This is a genomic window from Pseudonocardia ammonioxydans (assembly GCF_900115005.1).
GTDB classification, from domain to species: domain Bacteria; phylum Actinomycetota; class Actinomycetes; order Mycobacteriales; family Pseudonocardiaceae; genus Pseudonocardia; species Pseudonocardia ammonioxydans.
The window spans coordinates 1-18,494 of sequence record NZ_FOUY01000013.1 but is presented as its reverse complement, the minus strand read 5'-3'; the positions used below and the strand labels follow the sequence as shown (position 1 = coordinate 18,494).

Annotated in this window: 16 protein-coding genes and 1 rRNA gene; 9 read left to right on the top strand and 8 right to left on the bottom strand. The window is 74.5% G+C overall.

Going from position 1 to position 18,494, the window contains the following annotated elements:
* Positions 1–62: 62 nt before the first annotated feature.
* From BM093_RS14230 to BM093_RS14220, 3 genes are all read right to left on the bottom strand, one after another.
* Entirely contained in the window at positions 63–815 is a 753-nt protein-coding gene (locus BM093_RS14230; protein WP_245773518.1) for a DUF899 family protein, read from the bottom strand.
* A gap of 128 nt (positions 816–943) precedes the next feature.
* Positions 944–1,417 carry a VOC family protein gene (locus tag BM093_RS14225; protein ID WP_093342850.1) on the bottom strand — a complete coding sequence of 158 codons (474 nt, stop codon included), beginning with the start codon at positions 1,415–1,417 and terminating at the stop codon, positions 944–946.
* Positions 1,418–1,532: 115 nt separating this feature from the next.
* Positions 1,533–1,751, bottom strand: coding sequence for a three-helix bundle dimerization domain-containing protein (locus BM093_RS14220; RefSeq protein ID WP_093342844.1), 219 nt, complete (start codon positions 1,749–1,751; stop codon positions 1,533–1,535).
* A 433-nt stretch (positions 1,752–2,184) separates the two neighbouring features.
* On the opposite strand from BM093_RS14220, the gene BM093_RS14215 reads away from it, so the two are divergent.
* Positions 2,185–3,231: a Glu/Leu/Phe/Val family dehydrogenase gene (locus tag BM093_RS14215; protein ID WP_093342840.1), complete on the top strand. Its 1,047-nt coding sequence runs from the start codon at positions 2,185–2,187 to the stop codon at positions 3,229–3,231.
* 34 nt (positions 3,232–3,265) lie between these two features.
* On the opposite strand, the gene BM093_RS14210 is transcribed toward BM093_RS14215, so the two are convergent.
* Positions 3,266–3,499, bottom strand: coding sequence for a ketohydroxyglutarate aldolase (locus BM093_RS14210; RefSeq protein WP_143105381.1), 234 nt, complete (start codon positions 3,497–3,499; stop codon positions 3,266–3,268).
* A gap of 1 nt (position 3,500) precedes the next feature.
* Entirely contained in the window at positions 3,501–4,769 is a 1,269-nt protein-coding gene (locus tag BM093_RS14205) for a S8 family serine peptidase (RefSeq protein ID WP_093342834.1), read from the bottom strand.
* Positions 4,770–5,367: 598 nt separating this feature from the next.
* On the opposite strand from BM093_RS14205, the gene BM093_RS14200 reads away from it, so the two are divergent.
* Positions 5,368–6,330: a universal stress protein gene (locus BM093_RS14200; protein WP_093342831.1), complete on the top strand. Its 963-nt coding sequence runs from the start codon at positions 5,368–5,370 to the stop codon at positions 6,328–6,330.
* 26 nt (positions 6,331–6,356) lie between these two features.
* Here BM093_RS14200 and BM093_RS37265 read toward each other — a convergent pair whose 3' ends face one another.
* Positions 6,357–7,043 carry an ANTAR domain-containing protein gene (locus tag BM093_RS37265; RefSeq protein WP_143105380.1) on the bottom strand — a complete coding sequence of 229 codons (687 nt, stop codon included), beginning with the start codon at positions 7,041–7,043 and terminating at the stop codon, positions 6,357–6,359.
* Positions 7,044–7,485: 442 nt separating this feature from the next.
* On the opposite strand from BM093_RS37265, the gene BM093_RS14190 reads away from it, so the two are divergent.
* The 4 genes from BM093_RS14190 to BM093_RS14175 are packed head-to-tail and all read left to right on the top strand — an operon-like array spanning position 7,486 to position 11,036.
* Positions 7,486–9,120 carry a long-chain fatty acid--CoA ligase gene (locus BM093_RS14190; protein ID WP_093342825.1) on the top strand — a complete coding sequence of 545 codons (1,635 nt, stop codon included), beginning with the start codon at positions 7,486–7,488 and terminating at the stop codon, positions 9,118–9,120.
* Positions 9,121–9,178: 58 nt separating this feature from the next.
* Positions 9,179–9,502: a hypothetical protein gene (locus BM093_RS14185; protein WP_093342822.1), complete on the top strand. Its 324-nt coding sequence runs from the start codon at positions 9,179–9,181 to the stop codon at positions 9,500–9,502.
* On the top strand, positions 9,499–10,356 hold the full coding sequence (locus BM093_RS14180) for a mycofactocin-coupled SDR family oxidoreductase (RefSeq protein ID WP_093342819.1): 858 nt from the start codon (positions 9,499–9,501) through the stop codon (positions 10,354–10,356). The genes BM093_RS14185 and BM093_RS14180 overlap by 4 nt, the downstream gene beginning before the upstream one ends.
* A gap of 26 nt (positions 10,357–10,382) precedes the next feature.
* Positions 10,383–11,036, top strand: coding sequence for a TetR/AcrR family transcriptional regulator (locus tag BM093_RS14175; RefSeq protein WP_245773517.1), 654 nt, complete (start codon positions 10,383–10,385; stop codon positions 11,034–11,036).
* Positions 11,037–11,071: 35 nt separating this feature from the next.
* Here the strand turns inward: BM093_RS14175 and BM093_RS14170 are convergent, their stop codons facing one another.
* Both BM093_RS14170 and BM093_RS14165 read right to left on the bottom strand, forming a co-directional pair.
* Positions 11,072–12,652 carry an NHL repeat-containing protein gene (locus BM093_RS14170; protein WP_093342816.1) on the bottom strand — a complete coding sequence of 527 codons (1,581 nt, stop codon included), beginning with the start codon at positions 12,650–12,652 and terminating at the stop codon, positions 11,072–11,074.
* Positions 12,649–14,523 carry a flavin-containing monooxygenase gene (locus BM093_RS14165; protein WP_342743006.1) on the bottom strand — a complete coding sequence of 625 codons (1,875 nt, stop codon included), beginning with the start codon at positions 14,521–14,523 and terminating at the stop codon, positions 12,649–12,651. The genes BM093_RS14170 and BM093_RS14165 overlap by 4 nt, the downstream gene beginning before the upstream one ends.
* Positions 14,524–14,698: 175 nt before the next feature.
* Here BM093_RS14165 and BM093_RS14160 point away from each other — a divergent pair, with 175 nt between their 5' ends.
* From BM093_RS14160 to BM093_RS14150, 3 genes are all read left to right on the top strand, one after another.
* Entirely contained in the window at positions 14,699–15,391 is a 693-nt protein-coding gene (locus tag BM093_RS14160; RefSeq protein WP_245773516.1) for a TetR/AcrR family transcriptional regulator, read from the top strand.
* A complete protein-coding gene (locus tag BM093_RS14155; RefSeq protein WP_093342810.1) occupies positions 15,388–16,818 on the top strand; it encodes a DHA2 family efflux MFS transporter permease subunit in 1,431 nt (476 codons plus the stop codon). Before BM093_RS14160 ends, BM093_RS14155 begins: the two co-directional genes overlap by 4 nt.
* Before the next feature lie 1,611 nt (positions 16,819–18,429).
* A 16S ribosomal RNA gene (locus BM093_RS14150) occupies positions 18,430–18,494 on the top strand; the annotation flags it as partial.

The following is an 18,494-nucleotide window of genomic DNA, read 5'->3' as shown; positions in this document are numbered from 1 at the left end:
ACTGAAGAACCGGCGCACTGAGGTCCCGGCGCAGCGAAGTTCCGGCAGAGCGAAGTTCCGGCTCAGTGCGGGTCGCCGTAGGCGGCCGCGATCTCCTCCGGACCGGCCCAGCGGCTGTAGGTCGGCCCCTGCGGCCACCCCTCGGGGGAGTCCTGCCACACCTCCTGACGGCCGTAGGGCAGCAGGTCGACCAGCCCGAACAGGTAGCTCAGCTGCTCGGTGCCGCGGCCGTCGGTGTGCCAGGTCCGGTAGACGGTGTCGCCGTCGCGCAGGAACACGTTCACGGCGAACCCGGCGTCCGGCGGGGCGCCGACGTCGCTGCCGAACGCGCTGTGCGCGGTGGAGTACCAGGTCATGGTGTTGCCGACCCGGCGCCGGTAGGCGAGCGCCTCGTCGATCGGGCCCTGGGTGACGATCACGAACCGGGCGTCGAACTTCTCCAGGCCGGCGAGGCGGGTGAACTGCGAGGTGAACCCGGTGCAGCCGCCGCACTGCCACTCGGCGCCGTCGTGCCACATGTGGCTGTAGACGATCAGCTGCGGGTGATCGCCGAAGATCTCGGCGAGCCGGACCGGGCCGTCCGCGCCCTCGAGGACGTAGTCGGGCATCCGCACCATCGGCAGCCGGCGGCGCCGGGCGGCGATGGCGTCGAGCTCGCGGGTGGCGGCCTTCTCCCGGACCCGGAGCGCGGCCAGCTCCCGCTCCCAGGTCGCGGCGTCGACGACGGGCGGCAGGGCGGTGCTGAACGGGCTCGTACTGGTCGGGCTCGTGCTGGTCGGGCTCGTGCTGGTCGGGCTCGTGCTGTTCGAGGTCACGATTGCCTCCCACGGTGCGGTGTCGTCCCCCGCAGGTGCCGACCCCGGCGCGCGGCCGGACTCATCGGTGTATCGGGAAGTTCGGCATCCGGAGGTTCGGCACCGGGAAGTTCGGCACCGGGAGCGGGTCAGGACCCGCTGCCCCAGCGCGCACGGACCAGTGCGAAGACGTCCTGCCCGTGGGAGAACTCGACGACGTTGCCGTCCGGATCGGTCAGCGCGCAGATGTAGCCGACCGGGCCCGGCATCTGCCGGGGCTCCCAGTGCAGGCAGCCCGCGGCACGGGCACGGTCCGCGGCGGCGTCGACGTCCTCGCGTCGCGGCACCTCGATGCCGATGTGCGCGAACGGCTGCAACAGCCCCAGGGACTCACCGCGGTCCTGGTCGAAGGAGACGAGGACGAGCACCATCGGCGTCTCGACCTGCTTCTCGTTGGACAGCCAGGCGCTCTCGCCTGCGTCGTCGGAGAACCGTTCGACGACGACCAGCGGGGTCATCGTGGTGTAGAAGTCGATCGCGGCGTCGAGATTCCCGGTGGGCAGCGCGATGTGGGTCCAGCGGGCCTCGGTCAGCTGCCGGTCGTGCGGGACGGCGTCGGACATCACGGCTCCTCTCCCGGTCCGGTGCGGGACCGGACTCGAACGTGACCACCAGCATGACGGCCGCCCGGCGCCTGCGGGAACCGGTGGATCCCGGACACCGGGCCGCCGGTGCGGATCAGCCCGCTACGTCGGCGCCGTCGAGCAGCCGCTGCCGGGCGAGCCGCTCGACCAGCTCGGGGAGGGCCGCGACGGGAGCGGCGTCGAGGTCGCGGCGCGAACCGCGGACGATGCGGTCGACGACGGCGGCGGGCGCACGGCCGGCGAACTCGGCGGAGAGCCGGTCGATGGCCCCGCGGACGCTCGGGTCGGCGGACAGGGGGACGGAGGGGTACACGGTCGGAATCGTTTCGTCGTTTCGTCGAAGGACGCGCGTGCGGACAGCACGCGGCGGGCCGGGCGGACGTGACCGGCCGTCGCGATGGCGACCGGCCGGTGGCCGGGCAGTTCTACTCACGGTAGCCGGACGGCATCCGATCGTCGACCGGATTGGACCGCCCGGGCGGGGTCGGCGTTCCGGTCGCGGGCGGGTGACCGCTCGGCCACCCCACTGCTCGTCGCGGGCCCGGTCGCCGTTACGCGTCCCCAGCGAACTTCCGTCCCCGTGGCTCCGGACGCAACAATTGCGTCCGAACAAGACCACATCTGCGGATTCGTTGCGTGTTTCCGGGGATCGGTCTCGACGATCTTGCTTGCGTCCCGCACCGGAGGTGGACTGCGTCGACGGCCACACCCCGGCCACCCCGATGCCGCCTCACCGTGGAGACCCCATGAGCATCCTGGACGTCCTCGACACCGACGACTTCGAGCAGCTGACCCTCGTCCGGGACCCGGAGAGCGGGATCCGCTCGGCCGTCGCCGTCCACGACACGACGATGGGCCCCTCGCTCGGTGGCGTCCGGATGCGGGCCTACCCCACCCACGACGACGCCGTCCGCGACGCACTGGCCCTCGCCCGCGCGATGACCGTGAAGTCCGCCCTCGCCGGCCTGGACCTCGGCGGCGGGAAGAGCGTCATCGACGCCGAGCCGACCGCGTCGAACAAGGCCCGGTTCCTGCCCGTGCACGCCCGGCACATCGCCTCGCTCGGCGGGCGCTATGTCCCGGGCGCGGACATGGGCACCGACGCCTCCGACATGGAGGTCCTGGCCAAGCACGTGCCCGTGGTGTCGAGCCGGCGCGCCCCGTCGCCGTTCACCGCGCGTGGGGTGTTCCGGGCCGTCGGTGCGACGCTGGAGTGGGCGGGCGAGCGCGATCTCGCCGGCCGCCGGGTCGCGGTCCAGGGCCTGGGCAAGGTGGGACGTGCGCTGGTGACGCTGCTGCGCCGGGCGGGGGCGAGCGTCGTGGTCGCCGACGTCGACGACGCCCGGGTGCGCGAGGCCCGCGACACCGCCGGTGCGGTCCCGGTGGGCGCCGACGAGATCCTCACCGCCGACGTCGACGTGCTCTGCCCGTGCGCGGCGGGGGGTGTGCTCACCGCGGACGTCCTGGCCGGCCTGCGGGCCCGCGCCGTCGTCTCGGGGGCCAACAACCCGCTCGCGACGCCCGGGCAGGCGGCGCTGCTGCGCGAGCGCGGCGTCGTCTACGTGCCCGACTTCGTCGCGAACGCCGGCGGCGTCATCGCCTGCGAGGCCGAGGTGCACGGCAGCGACGACGGCGTCGACACGAAGATCGAGGCCATCGGCGTGACCGCGGTGGAGATCCTCGACGCCGCCGCCGCGCGGGGGACCGACACGCTCACCGTCGCGGAGGAGATCGCGCGGGAGCGGCTGGCGGCCCGGGCCGCGGCACGTCCGGCGTTCCCGGCCGTGCCCTGACCGGTCCTGCGGGCGGCCTCTCGCCTGCTGCCGCTCACTGGACGTCGGAGCCGGGTGGGGGCAGCCGGACCTCCCGGTCCGGCTCCACTGCGCCGACCCCGGCCACCTCGGCCAGCGCGGCGCGCCGCGACTCGTCACAGCTGCCGACGATCACGCCGACGCCGCGCAGCACCTTCTCCACCTGCAGCCCGGCCGCGTCGAGGGCGGTGGCGACGTCGTCGATGCCGTGACCGTCGGCGACGGACACGAGCAGGCGCCGGGTCGCCATCTCAGGCCCCCGGGGCCCGGACGAGACCGGCACCGACGTCGTCCGGGGACAGCGGCAGCCGCTGCGCGGACCGGGTCAGCCCGGTCCACAGCTCCCGGCCGCGGGCCCCGGTGCGCTGTGCCCACAGCGCCGCGATCCCGCTGACGTGCGGCGTGGCCATCGAGGTCCCGGAGATCGTGTTCGTGCCCTGCGGCAGCGGCCAGGACGAGTACACGTCGACGCCGGGACCGGCGATGTCGACCTGCCCGCCGTCCACCGACGAGGCGGCGGCGGAGAAGTCGGCGATCGCGAGCACCGGGTCCACCGCACCGACCGCCATGATCGACGGGCTGTTCGCCGGGACGCCCACGAACCCGGTGTCCCCGGCCGACCGCTCCGCGTTGTTCCCGGCCGCGGCGACGATCAGCACCCCGGCGTCCAGCGCGCGCCGGCCGGCGTTCTCGTAGGCGGTGGAGACCTCGTTCAGGTCGGCGCCCAGCGACATCGACACGATCTGGGCGCCCGCGCCGATCGCCCACTCGATGCCCTCGAGGATGCCGGCGTCGGTGCCGGAGCCGTCGTCGCCGAGGACCTTGCCGACCAGCAGCCGGGCCTCGTGGGCGACGCCGTAGCGGCGGCCCGTGCCGGGCGCGAGCGGCCCGCACGCCGTCCCGGCGCAGTGCGTGCCGTGCCCCGCGACGTCGTGCACCGGCTGCCCGTCGACGAACGAGCGGGACTCGATCTCCCGGCCGGCGAAGTCCGGGTGGGCGAGGTCGAAGCCGCTGTCCAGGACTGCTACGGCGATCCCCGCGCCGGTCTCGGGGCAGACGTCGACGCCGGTGACCTGCAGCCCCCAGGTCAGCTGGTCGGTGTCGGCGATCCGCGGCGCCGGCGGGGCGCCGGCCGGGCCCGGATCACCGCCCGCCCGGCCGGCCAGGAACGTTGCGGCGTCGGCGAACCCGCGCAGGTACTCCGCGGACAGGCCGGGCCCGGTCAGGGCACGCAGCACCCGCTCCGGCTCCACCGAGAGGACGCGCCGGTCCGCCCGCGCCGACCGCACCCGGTCGGGGTCGAGCTCCGCGACCGCGACCCCGAGCCGCGACAGCAGCGTCGGGTGCGTGTCCGCCGCCCGGTCCCGGCTGCTGGTCACCTCCGCCAGCCCGGTCAGCTCACCGACCGCCGCACGCGCCGCCGCGTCGTCGCCGACGAGGTCGTCGCGCAGCACCAGCAGGTGCCGTCCGGTGTGCGTGCCACCGGCACGTGCCGGTTCCGCCGTACGGGGGTCCACCATGTCGTCTCCGTGCCGTCTGCGTGCCGACTCCGCGCCGACTCCGGTCGGCCGACAATGATCGGTGCCGTCCCATCCTGCCGCACCGTGCGGCCCGGTCGCAGCGTCGCGCGCACCCGGCCGGGCCGGCGTCGGTGCGCCTCGCCCGGCGCACCTCGCCCGGCGCCCTTCGCCCGGTGCGGCCCCGTCCGAGGCACCCGTCCCCGTGCCCCGAGGGACACCCTGGGGGCACAGGACGCTACGAGGGTGCCCTTCGGGACTTCGTGGGGAGCGTCGCCCCGGTGTGCGTGTGCTCCCGGGGGCTCCCTCGGGGCGCGTGGCGCTACCAGGGTGCCCCTCGGGGCACGTGCGCGGGAGCCGCGTGCGTGCCGGGAGCCGCGTGTGTGCCGGAGCGGTGCGCGGGCGGGAGCGGTGCCCGGGGGCGCCGGGGCGCCGGGGAGCCGGGGAGCCGGGCGCGGGCGGTGCGCACCGGAGGCGGGTGACCGGCGGGCTCGGGACCTCCGGCCCGGGCGGAACGGTACGGATCACCCGGGCGCGGCCCGGTCGGCGCGGGGATCCTGGGCGGTGTCCGGCGACGTCCGCCGGGGACGGGAGAGCCTCGATGTCGCAGCAGCAGGGCGGTCCGGTGGTCGCCGGGGTCGACGGGTCGGAGTCCGCACTGGACGCCGTGCGGTGTGCCGCAGCGGAGGCGGCGGACCGTCGTCGTGGGCTCCGGCTGGTCGCGGTCTTCACCCCGCTGCCGTCCGGCACCCGGCACGACCTCGGGCTCGCGCCGGTCTACCGGGAGCAGGCGATGGGCGTGCTGCGGGAGCAGCTCGCGGCGGCCGCGGAGGTCGCGACGGCGGCCGCCCCGGGGATAGAGGTCGAGACCGAACTGCGCACCGGGTATCCGGCGCAGGTCCTGGTCGAGGAGTCGCACGGCGCGTCGCTCACCGTCGTCGGCAGCCGTGGGCTCGGCGGGTTCTCCGGCCTGCTGGTCGGGTCGGTCGCGGTCGCGGTGGCCGCGCACGGCGGATCGCCGGTCCTGGTCGTACGCGGTGACGGTGCAGCCCGTGGTGGCAGTGCGGCGGGCGGCGCCGGTGTGGTGGGCGGCGACGGTGCGGCGGGTGGCGCCGGTGTGGTGGACGGCGACGGCGCGTCGCAGGCCGGCCTGCCGGTGGTGCTCGGGGTCGACGGCTCGCCGGCCGGTGAGGCCGCGGTGGGGCTCGCATTCGAGACGGCGGCCCGCCGCGCGGTGCCGCTGCGGGCGGTGCACGCCTGGTCCGACGTCGTCCTCGACCCGGCCGTCGCCGTCCTGATCGACCGGGAGGCCATGGAGACCGAGGAACGCGCGCTGCTCGCCGAGCGGCTCGCCGGCTGGTCGCAGAAGTATCCCGACGTCGAGGTGGAGCACGTCCTCGTACGGGACCGTCCGGCGCACGCGCTGGTCGAGGAGTCCGCCCGGGCCGGGCTGGTCGTCGTCGGGTCCCGCGGGCGGGGCGGTCTCGCGGGGCTGCTGCTCGGGTCGGTCGGGCACGCCCTGCTGCACCACGCGCGGAGCCCGGTGCTCATCGCCCGACCGTGATCCGTCCGGGTGCGCTCCCGAGCGGATCAGCTTCCGGGGCGGGCCGTGTCCTCGAGCAGGGCCTCCGCGACGACGTGCAGCTTGGTGTTCGTCTCGTGCGAGAGCGTGCGCAGCAGGTCGAAGGCCTCGGCGGCCGAGCAGCCCCGCCGGGCCATCAACGCCCCCTTGGCCTGCTCGATGCTCACGTGCCGCTCGAACCGCTCCCGCAGCTGGGCGTTCTCCGCGCCCAGTGCGCGGGCCAGCGCGACCGCGGCGGCGACGGGGTGCTCGTCGGCGCCGGGGGTGAGCAGACCGGTCACGTCCTCGGCGTGGTGCAGCACGCCGGCCACCCGGCCGTCCGGGGCGATGAGCGGCGAGTTGACCGCCACCCACACCCGCTCGACGAAGCCGGGGGTCCCGGTCGGCCCGGGGACGTCGTGTCGCAGCACCGGCAGCCGGTCGCGCCGGCCCAGCCGCAGCACCCGCTCCATCGAGGCCGCGACGGCCGCGGCGGCACTCGCGCCGGGCACGTCCCGGTTCTCCGGGAACGCCGCGGCCGGCGTCCGGCCGAGGAGCTCGGCGGGTGCCCGCAGCGTCGCCATGCAGTAGGCGGGGTTCGCGCCGACGATGCACAGGTCGCGGTCGACGATCAGGTACGGCGAGCGCGTGGCACGGAACGCGGGGTCGTCACGACAGGCGTGCAGGACCTGCGTATCCGGGGACCCGGAAAGCATCTCGACCTCCGCCGCCCCGGACGGCGACAGGTCGTCGGCACCGCTCGACGCGGTGCCGGAGGCCGAGCCCGGCGCGGTCCGGCAGCGCTGACGTGCGTGCGCGGAAACGGACCCCCGGGCGGCCGGCACCGACGCTGCGCTCGGCGTGTCCCGCCGAGGCGAACCTCGCCACCCGCTGACTGTCCGGGGATGCCGGGCCGGTTGCTTGACCCTGCTGAGCACCTGCCGGTCCGCTCGACCCGCGGGTGCGTCCGGAGAACGTTAAAGCAGTGTGCCGCGGGCGCCGACGCCGGGTGGCCGGTGACGCCCGGATGCCGTGCCGGACTTGCGCCGGACGAGCGGAAGGTCCTGTTCTCGCGACCGCGGCACGGTAGGTTGAACAGTGAGCCGGCTCACCCACGGCCGCGACCGTCCCCGCGAGTACGACCACCCAGGAGCAACGATGCTCGGTCTGATGCAGGACCGCCCCCTCACGCTGCCGCACGTGTTCCACCGCGCGGAGCAGTACTTCGGTCACCGGGAGCTGGTCACGGCCACGCCCGCCGGGACCACCGTGACCACGACGATCGCCGAGTGGGCGGTCCGGGTCCGCCGCCTGGCCGGTGTGCTCGACACCCTCGGCGTCTCCGCCGACGGCCGGGTCGGCACGTTCTGCTGGAACACCGCCCGCCACCTGGAGCTCTACATGGCGGTGCCCTGTACCGGGCGGGTGCTGCACACGCTCAACCTGCGGCTGTTCCCCGACCAGCTCGTCTACGTCGCCGACCACGCCGAGGACGAGGTCGTCTTCGTCGAGCGTTCGCTGCTCGGGATGTTCTGGCCGCACGTCGACCGGCTGAGCACGGTCCGGCACGTCGTCGTCATCGACGACGTCGGCGCCGGCGGCCCGGCGCTGCCGGACGACCCGCGGATCCGCGACTACGAGGAGCTGCTCGCCGCGGCCGAGCCGCACGCGGGCCGGTTCGTCGTCGACGACGAGAACACCGCGGCGGCCATGTGCTACACCTCCGGCACCACCGGCAACCCGAAGGGCGTCGTCTACAGCCACCGGTCCACGCTGCTGCACTCGCTGGCCACGCTGTTCGCCGACGGCGTGGGCCTGACCGAGCGCGACGTGGTGCTGCCCGTGGTGCCGATGTTCCACGCCAACGCCTGGGGCCTGCCCTACGGCTGCCTGCTGGCCGGGTCGTCGATGGTGCTGCCGGGGCCGAACATGGCGCCCGACGCGCTCCTGTCGCTGATGTCCACGCACCGCGCGACGGTCGCGGCGGGCGTCCCGACCATCTGGATGGGGCTGCTGCCCAAGCTCGGCGAGTACGACCTGTCGTCGCTGCGCACCGTCCTGTGTGGTGGGTCCGCGGTGCCGAGGTCGCTGTCCGAGGGGTTCCGGGCCGCCATCGGACTGCCGCTGCTGCAGGGCTGGGGGATGACCGAGACGTCCCCGGTCGCCTCCCTCGGGCTGCTGCGGACGGTGCACGACGACCTGTCCGAGGACGAGCAGGCCGACGTGCGGGCGATGCAGGGCCCGCCGGTCCCGCTGGTCGAGCTGCGTATCGCGGATCCGACGACCGGCGAGGAACAGCCGTGGGACGGCGTCAGCACCGGTGAGGTGCAGGCGGCCGGGCCGTGGATCGCCGCGGAGTACTACCGCGGTGAGGGCGGCGGGGCCCAGTTCACCGACGACGGCTGGCTCAAGACCGGCGACGTCGCGGTCGTCGACCGGCACGGCTACACCAAGCTGGTCGACCGGACCAAGGACCTGGTGAAGTCCGGCGGCGAGTGGATCAGCTCGGTGGACCTGGAGAACGAGATCATGGCCCACCCGAAGGTGGCCGAGGCGGCCGTGATCGCGATCGCGCACGAGAAGTGGGTGGAGCGTCCGCTGGCCTGCGTGGTGGTCGAGGACGGCGAGTCGCTCACCGGCGAGGAGCTGATCGAGTTCCTGTCCGGCCGGGTCGCGAAGTGGTGGCTGCCCGACGCGGTGGAGTTCATCGAGGAGGTGCCCAAGACCAGCGTGGGCAAGTTCTCCAAGAAGACGCTGCGCGAGAAGTTCTCCGGGTACGCGCTTCCCTCGTGACCGCGCCGTGCCCCGGGCCGGGCCGGGTCCTGTCGGTGGCCCGGGCTACGGTCCGCCCATGACGTCTGCCGCACGCGGGGCCGCCACCCGCCCGTCCACCGCCGCGGTGGTGGCGCCCTGGCTCGCGCTCGCCGAGATCACGATGACCGCCCCGCTCGTGATCGGCCTGCGCACCGCCCGGCTGGTGACCGGCGGCCTGTTCCCGAGCGCCCGGGACCGGCGCGAGATCCGGCGGATGTGGGTGGAGAAGGCCGACGCCTTCTCCCGGTCCGCGGTCGTCGCGGCGACCTCGGTGCCGGGCCCGGCGACCGCGGCGGCGGTGCTCGCCCCGATCCGGACCCGGGTGCGGGGCAACGCCCGCCGGCTGGCCGGCAGCCGATGAGCGGGGACGGCGCGAGCACCGGGACGGGCGGGACCGTGCACCGGGGACGGGTGGCGGGAAAGGTCGCGCTGGTCACCGGCGCGGCCCGCGGCATGGGGCGGGCGCACTGCGTCCGGCTCGCGCGCGAGGGTGCCGACGTGATCGCCGTCGACGTCGCCGGGCCGCTGCCGAGCGTGCGCTACGAGCACGCCGGCCCCGAGGACCTGGCCGAGACCGTCCGGCTGGTCGAGGAGCAGGGCCGCCGGATCGTGTCGGCGCAGCTCGACGTCCGCGACCTCGACACGCTCCGCGCCGCGGTGGAGGGTGCGGTGGAGCAGCTCGGCCGGCTCGACGTCGTCGTCGCGAACGCCGGGATCTGCGTCCCGGCGCCGTGGGACGAGGTCGACCCGCAGGTGTTCGCCGACACCCTGTCGGTCAACGTCACCGGCGTCTGGAACACCGTCATGGCGGGCGCCCCGCACCTGGTCGCCGCGGGCGGCGGCTCGGTCGTGCTGGTCAGCTCGGCGGCCGGGATGAAGGTCCAGCCGTTCATGGTCCCGTACACGACCAGCAAGTGGGCGGTGCGCGGGATGGCGAAGGCGTTCGCGGTCGAGCTGGGACGCCACCACGTGCGGGTCAACAGCCTGCACCCGACCGGCGTCGAGACCCCGATGGGGACCGGCGACATGAGCACCTCGATCGGTGCGGCGATCGCCCGCGACCAGCGGCTCGCGCCGATGTTCACCAACCTGATCCCGGTCGCGGTGACCCAGCCGGAGGACGTCGCGGACTCGGTGCTGTTCCTCGCCTCCGACGAGTCGCGCTACGTCACCGGGCACGAGATCGCCCCGGACGCCGGGGTCACCGAGTTCTGACCAGCCCGGCATCGGGAGGCGCACAGGTGACCGAGACGGCGCCACCGGCCCGGCGTGGCCGGCGGCCGATGAGCGAGCGGCGCCGCGCGCTGCAGCGGCTCGAGATCTCCCGTGCCGCGATCCGGCTCTTCCGCGCGCACGGGGTGGCCGCGACCAGCGGTGAGGACATCGCGCACGCGGTCGGGCTGTCCGCGCGCACGCTGTGGCGCTGGTTCCGCACCAAGGAGAGCTGTGTCGAGCCGGTGCTGAGCCTGGCCACCGACGCGTTCACGGCCTCGCTGAGCCGGTGGCCGGAGGGCCGCCCGCTCGACGAGCACCTCCTCGCCGACTACCGGGCCCCGGACGGCAGCGGGCCCGACGACGGCGAGCTGGTGTTCGCCGTCCTGCGGCTGTCCCACTCCGAACCGGCGCTGCGAGCGATCTGGCTGGTCGTGCAGGAACGGGCGGAGCCGGTACTCGCCGCCATCCTCGCCGAGCGGCTCGGCCGGACGAGCGACGACGTCGGGGTCCGGGTACAGGCCGCGGCGCTGAACGCGGCCCTGCGGATCGCGACCGAGGACATCGCCGCCGCCACCGCCGACGGCCAGGAACCGCCGGTCGACGACCTGGTGGCCCGGCTGTCGGCGGCGGTGCGCGCCGCGGGCCACGGCATTGCGGACCCCGGGCCGGCACCCCGGTAGCGGCGGCGCCCCGGTAGCGGCGGCGCCCGGTCAGGTCAGCGGCGCAGCCGCAGCAGGCCGCCCTCGCCGGAGAGCCCGACCACGACCCCGTTCGCGTCGGCCGCGACCCCGGCGAACGGCGCCGGACGCCGGGCCGCACCGCTGCGGCAGTCCACCGGCACGTGCGGCGGACGCACGTCGAACGCCGTGCCCGACGCCGCCGTCGACACGACCCGCGTCACCGGGTCGATCCGGACCAGCCGGCCGGCCCCGGCCTCGGCGCACCACAGCGCCTCGCCGTCGGCGGCGATCCCCTCGGGCCGGTGCAGACCCGCCGCGACGACGGCGGTGTGCCCGTCCCCGTTGAGCCGCAGGACCTGCCCGCCACCGGTGACCGTGACGTGGACGTCGCCGCCGGGGCCGGTGGCCACGTCGACCGGCCGGTCCAGCCCGCGGGCGCGTTCGGTGACGGTGCCGTCGTCGGCGATGTGCAGGACCCGCCCGGACCCGGTGTCGGCCACCAGCACCCCGTCGTCGGTACCGGCGACACCGGTCGGTGCGATGAGCCCGTCGGCGATCCGGGTCCAGTCCCCGGCGCCGCCCCGCCACACCCCGCCGGTGTCGGTGGTCAGCACGGTGGCACCACTGCGGCGGCCGATGCCGCGCACCCCTCCACCGACCTCGGTCACCGGATGGGTCAGGACGGTGACCCCACCGCCCCCGGGACCGGCGTGGGCGAGCGTGAAGTAGTCGGCGACCAGCACGCCGTCGGGGGTGGCGACGATCCCGAAGGGTCCGTTGAGCCCCTCCGGCACGACCTGCCGCACGGCACCGCCGGGGTCGACCGCGTGCATACCACCGCGGAACGCGCCGGTGACGTAGGCGGTGCCGTCGGCGGTGAACGCGACGTTGTCGGCGCCGGTGATGCCGGTGTCGATCCCGGAGAGCACGCCGCCGCCGGCGCAGGTCCACAGCGTCCCGCGGTCGCCGTTGGAGAGCACACGCAGCCGTCCGGCCGGGTCGAACCGCACCGCGACCGGCCGGTCCAGCCCGCTCAGCAGCCGCTGTGGGGTGCCGCCGTCCGGGTCGATCGACCACACCTCACCGGAGTAGAGGTGCGGGTAGTGCAGCAGCCCGTCCGGCCCCACCGCCATCGCGTTGCCCAGCGCGAGCCCGGTGGCCAGCACCCGGTGCGGCCCACCGTCGAGATCGATCTCGAGCAGTCGCCCGTCGGGCGCGAGTTCGTTGACGAACAGCCGCCCGCGGTGCCAGGCGATCCCGTCCGGCGCGACGATGCCGTCGGCGACCACCGTCGTCGTCCCGTCCGGGTCCCGGCGCCACACCAGCCCGGCCGGCAGGTCGACCACGAACAGTTCGCCGCCGTCGCCGAAGACGAGGTCGTCCGGGCCGGTGAGCGGGCCGTCCGGGCCGAGCACGGTCTCGATCGCGCCCGTGGTGACGTCCAGTGCGCCGACGGTCCCGCCGAGGAACTGCGCGATCCACAGCCGGCCGTCCGGCCCGAACGCCGCGCCGTTCGACGCCCACAGCGGGTTCGGGCCGCAGAGCCGCTCCGCGCGCAGGTGGGGTGCCGTCCACAGCGGACCGACAGCGGGCCCCGCGTGCGGGCGGGCGCTCACCCGGCCCCGCCGAGCACGTCGTCGAGGGACCCGTCCCGCCACTCACGCAGGATCCGGTGGAACTCCACCGGCCCGCCGCCGAACTGCTCGTTGCGGCGGCGCGGGCGTCCCTCGAAGTTGTAGTAGCCGGGCGTGCACTCGGCGAGGAAGGCGTGACCGTCGACGGCCCGTTCCCGGATCGTGCGCACCCAGTCCCGCTCCGCCTCGGCGGTGGGCTCGACGACGGGCCGGCCACGCCGGCGGGCCGCCGCGACGACCGCGGCGATGTGGGTGGCCTGCTCCTCGAGCACGTGCGCGAAGTTCACCGACGCCGCGTTCTGCAGCGCCCCGACGTGGAACAGGTTCGGGAACCCGCGGCTGACCCAGCCGTGCAGCGTGCTGAGCCCGTCGGCCCAGGCGCTCGCCAGGGTGCGCCCGTCGCGTCCGCGGATGTCCACCCCGGCACGGGTGGCGGGATCGGCACCGAGCTCGAAGCCCGTGGCGAACACGATCGCGTCCACCGGGTACTCGGTCCCGCCGACGACCGGCCCGCGCGGGGTGATCCGTTCCACGCCCTGCCCGCCGGTGTCGAGCAGGGTGACGTCCGGGCGGTTGAACGTCTGCAGGTAGCGGTCGCTGAACGTGGGGCGCTTGCACATCTGCCGGTACCAGGGCTTGAGCGCGGCGGCCGTGGCCGGATCGTCGACGACCGCGTCGACCCGGGCCCGGATCTCGTCCATCTTCTCCGCGTCGGCGATCTCCAAGGCCTCGGAGAGGGTCTCGGTGCCGCGGGTGCGGGCGTAGCGCACGGCACCGCGGACCGGGGCGATGTCGGTCCACCGGTCGGCGACGCCCTGCCCGCCGTGCTCGGGCGGGAGCATGTTCACCAGGTTCAGGAAGTCCTCGCGGCGGCGCCGCTGCCAGCCCGGCTCCAGCGACGCCCACCAGTCCGCGTCGTAGGCCGCGTCGTCGCGCACGTCCACGGTGGACGGTGTCCGCTGCACGACGTAGAGGTGCTTCGCGCCCTCGGCGAGGTGCGGCACGCACTGGATCGCCGTCGCGCCGGTGCCGATCACCGCGATCGTCCGGTCGCCGATCCGGTCCAGGCCGCCGGTGGCGTCGCCGCCGGTGTAGTCGTAGTCCCAGCGGCTGGTGTGGAAGGTGTGCCCGGCGAAGGTCTCGATGCCGGGGATGCCGGGCAGCTTGGGCCGGTTGAACGGGCCGGAGGAGAGCACCACGTACCGGGCGGCGATCTCGTCGCCGTGGTCGGTGCGGGCCTGCCAGCGGTCCGTGTCGCCGTCCCAGTCCAGGCCGGTGACCTCGGTGCCGAACAGCGCGTCGCGGTGCAGGTCGTGGCGCTCGCCGATCGCGCGGGCGTGCGCCCGGATCTCCTCGCCCGGCGGGTAGCGGCGGGTCGGCATGCCGCCGGTCTCCTCCAGCAGCGGCAGGTAGATCGACGACTCGATGTCGCAGGCGATGCCGGGGTAGCGGTTCCAGTACCAGGTACCACCGAAGTCGCCGGCCGTGTCGACGACCCGGATCCGCTCCAGCCCGGCGTCGCGCAGCCGGGCGGCCGCGACCAGGCCGCCGAACCCGCCCCCGACGACGAGGGCGTCGACGGTGTCGCGCACCGGTTCCCGCGCGACCGGCGGGGACCACGGGTCGTCGGCGTAGAAGCCGAACTCCCCGGTGGTCCGCCGGTACTGGGCGGTGCCGTCCGGGCGGATCCGGCGGTCGCGCTCGGCGCGGTAGCGCTCGCGGAGCCGCCCGAGGTCGGCAGCAGTCGGTTCCCCGGAAGTGGGTTCCACAGCAGTCGGTTCCACGGCAGTCGGTTCCACAGCGGCGGGCCCGGCAGTGCCGGGGTCGGGGGCGCTGAGGTCGGTGGTGTTCACGCGGTCGTCCTCCGATGTCCGCGGTGACAAGATCATTACGCCCCGATACTGACAGAGACTGCCAAAAAGTCTGGTGAGACGAGGCTCTCGTGGTCGACGGCCCGCTCGCGTCGTTAGTGTCAGTGAGCGACAACAAGGCAGTGAATGACATCCGGATGACGGGCAGGGGGACGACGTGGTCGCGGTCGACACCGCCGCCCGCGGGCGCGCGCCGATGAGCGAGCGGCGGCGGACCCTGCTGCGGCTCGAGATCTCCCGCGCGGCGGTACGGCTGTTCCGTACCCACGGCGTCGCCGCGACCAGCGGTGAGCGGATCGGAGCCGCGGTCGGGCTGTCCGCCCGCACCGTGTGGCGCTACTTCGGGACCAAGGAGAGCTGCGTCGAGCCCGTGCTCGTGCGGAGCATCGAACCCGCCGTCTCGACGTTGCGGTGCTGGCCGCCGGACCGCACGCTCGCCGAGCACCTGCTCGCCGAGTACCGCCCACCGGCCGGGCCTGAGGAGGCCGCCGACGCCGATGCGGGCCTCGCGGTGATCGCGCTCGCGCGCACCGAACCGGGGCTCCGTGCGGTCTGGCTGGCCGTGCACGAGCGCGCCGAGCAGGTCCTCGCCGAGGCCCTCGCCGGACGGCTCGGCCGCGCCGCCGACGACGTCGAGGTCCGGGTGCACGCCGCGGCGATCGCCGCCGCCCTGCGGATCAGCGGGGAGGACGTCGCCGCGGAGGTCGCCGCCGGAGCAGCCCCGGCCGACCCGGTGTCGCGGCTGTGCACCGCCCTGCGTGCGGCGACCGACGGCGTCGGCGCCGCGGTCGGGGCCCCCGTCGCCACTGCCACCACCTCCGTCGACATCCGCCCAGGAGAGCCCGAGTGAGTACCCAGTCCCGTACCGATCCGGTACCCGCGCGCGGCACCGGAGCGCTGATCGCGGTCCTCGTCGGTGCCGCGTTCGTGATGATCCTCAACGAGACGATCCTCAGCGTCGCGCTGCGCGACCTGAGCGTCGACCTCGGCGTGCCGACGACCACCGTGCAGTGGCTGACCAGCGGCTTCCTGCTCACTATGGCCGTGGTCATCCCGACCACCGGCTACGTACTGGACCGCTTCACCCCGCGCGGTGTCTTCCTGACCTCGGTGGGGACCTTCACCGCCGGCACCGCGATCTCCGGGTTCGCGCCCGGGTTCGAGGTGCTCCTGGTGGGCCGGGTGGTGCAGGCGGCCGGCACCGCGATCATGATCCCGCTGCTGATGACGACGATCCTGCGGCTGGTCCCGCCCGAGCGGCGGGGCGCGACGATGGGCACGATCACGATCGTGATCGCCCTCGCGCCGGCGATCGGGCCGACGATCGGTGGCGCCGTCCTCGGGCTCGGCTGGCGCTGGATGTTCTGGCTGGTGCTGCCGCTGGCCGCGATCGCGCTGGCCGTCGGGGCGAGTCTGCTGCGGCTCGACGGCGGTGGCCGTCCGGTCCCGCTGGACGTCGCGTCGGTGCTGCTGTCCGCGGTCGGTTTCGGCGGGCTGGTCTACGGGCTGTCCGCGATCGGCACGGGATCCGGTGGGGGCGTCCCACCGTGGGTGCCGGCCGTGGTCGGCGTCGTCGCGCTCGTGGTGTTCGTCGCCCGGCAGCTGCGGCTGCAGCGCGACGGGCGGGCGCTGCTGGACCTGCGTCCGTTCCAGCAGCGTTCGTTCGTCGTCGCGCTGGTGCTGACGGCGCTGGTACTGCTCAGCCTGATCGGCGTGGCCGCGGTGCTGCTGCCGCTGTACCTGCAGTCGGTGATCGGTGTGAGCACCGTGGTCTCGGGACTGGCGGTGCTGCCCGGGGGGTTGCTGCTGGGTCTGCTCGGCCGCCCGGTGGGTGCGCTGTTCGACCGGGTCGGTGCGCGGCCGCTGGTGATCCCGGGTGCGGTGCTGATGGCGTGCGGGCTCGGCCTGTTCTCCACGATGGGCCCGGACACCCCGCTCGCCGTCGTGATCGTCTACCACCTGATCCTGATGGGCGGGTTGTCGCTGATGATGACGCCGCTGATGACCGAGGCGCTCGGGTCGCTGCCGGACCGGCTCTACTCGCACGGCAGCGCCATCCTGACGACGCTGCAGCAGGTCGCCGGCGCCCTGGGGACCGCGCTGTTCGTCACGGTCGCCGCGCTCGGCTCGGCCTCCGCCGCCCCGGCGCCGGACGCCGCCGGGCTGCACGCGGCGTTCCTCGTCGCCGGGGGAGTGGGTGTCGTCGCGGTCCTGCTGTCGCTGCTGGTCCGGCCGCGCAGCAGCACGCCCGAGCCGGTCGAGGCGGCCGGGGCGTGAGCTCCGAGCAGTGACGTCCGAGCAGTCAGCTGCGGGCAGTGAGCTGAGGGCAGTGAGTTCCCGAGCAGCCGGCTGCCGGCGATGAGCTCCTGGGGGTGAGCTCCGGATGGTGAGCTCTGGGCAGCGAACTCCGGACAGCGAACTCCGGGCAGCGAACCCCGGGCAATGAGTTCCCGGTGATGAGTCCCGGGCAAGGGGTCCGAACACGGAGCACGGAGCACCGACTACGAAGGACCGAGCACGGGAGCACGCCGAGCACCGAGCACGGGGCACACGGGGCACGGGGCATCGAGCACCGAGCACGGGGCACCGAACACCGAGCACGGGGCACACGGGGCACCGAGCACCGAGCACCGAGCACGGGCATCGAACACCGAGCACCGAGCACTGGGCGTCGAACACCGAGGTCCGGGTGCCGAGCACCGGGTGCCCAGGCTGCTCGAGGCCGCGAACGCCCGGTGGACCCGGACCGCGTCGGACCTGACGAGGAACATCAGCACCCCTCCGAGCACCGGCAGCCGGTGTCGACAGTCGGCCCCGACAGCCGACCGTCACCAGGAACCGGCCTCCGCCCCGTCGCGCGTCCAGCGCGGCGGGGCGGTCGTCGTTCCGGTCGCAGTCCGGGCATCGCCGACCCCTGACCCCTGACTCCTGACCCCTGACTCCCGGCCCCCTGACCCCGGCTCCCGGACCCGGCCTCCGTCCTGGGCCGGTTCGGCTCTGGTCTCAGGGGCACCCTCGGGGCCCAGGACGCCGCGAGGGTGCCCCTCGGGGCAGGACCGGGGCATCCGGCGTGCCGGGACAGGTTCGGCGTGCTGTTCCCGTGCGCCGCGGCCGTGCGCCGCACGCCGGGTCCGGCACAGGGCCAGCGGGTGCACAGCCGCACCGTCACCGGGCGCGCAGCCGCACCGTCGCCGGTGCGTCACTCCTCCGGCTCGGCGGAGCCGGGACCGCGCACCAGGAGCGTGAGTGCACCGGCTGTGGCCGACGAGCTGCCGGCCGGGACACGAGCCCCCGAGGCCCACGAGAAGGCAGGGCGTCACGAGACCGCAGGGGTCACGAGCCCGCAGGGGCACGAGACGGCGGGGAATGGAGACGGCGGGCTGTGGAGACAGGGGGTACGGAGACAGAAAGGTACGGAGACGGCGAGAGGGTGAGAGGGGGCGCGAGCACCGGGGCCGGCGGTGTCGAGCCGCCCGGGCGCTACACCGGCGAGCGCCGCGGTGGACGGTCATCCGGCCGTATCCGGCCGTTCACCTGCGAGAACGCCGATAACCGACCCCCCTGTTCACGGGCCCCGCAGCGTCCTGTAACTTATTCCTTGTCAGCGAGAGAGCCGGACAGAACGAGCCACTGAGGTTCGGTCAACAGGCCCGCTGGCCACAACAGGCCCCCCGGTCGCGTCGGAGAAATCCGGTGTGGTTACAGTGGTGGGGTCAAGGCGATCCGCCTTCTGGATCCGGTCTGGTGGCTGGTGATGGTGGTGCGGGTGTCTTTTGAGAACTCAACAGTGTGTCGAGCTATTTTTTGGTTTGGCGTTTTTGTGCCAGATTGTTTGTTCGGCTGTGATGCGACCCCGTCGTGTTGTGGCCGGTTTTTTTGTCAGGGTTTTTGTTGGAGAGTTTGATCCTGGCTCAGGACGAACGCTGGCGGCGTGCTTAACACATGCAAGTCGA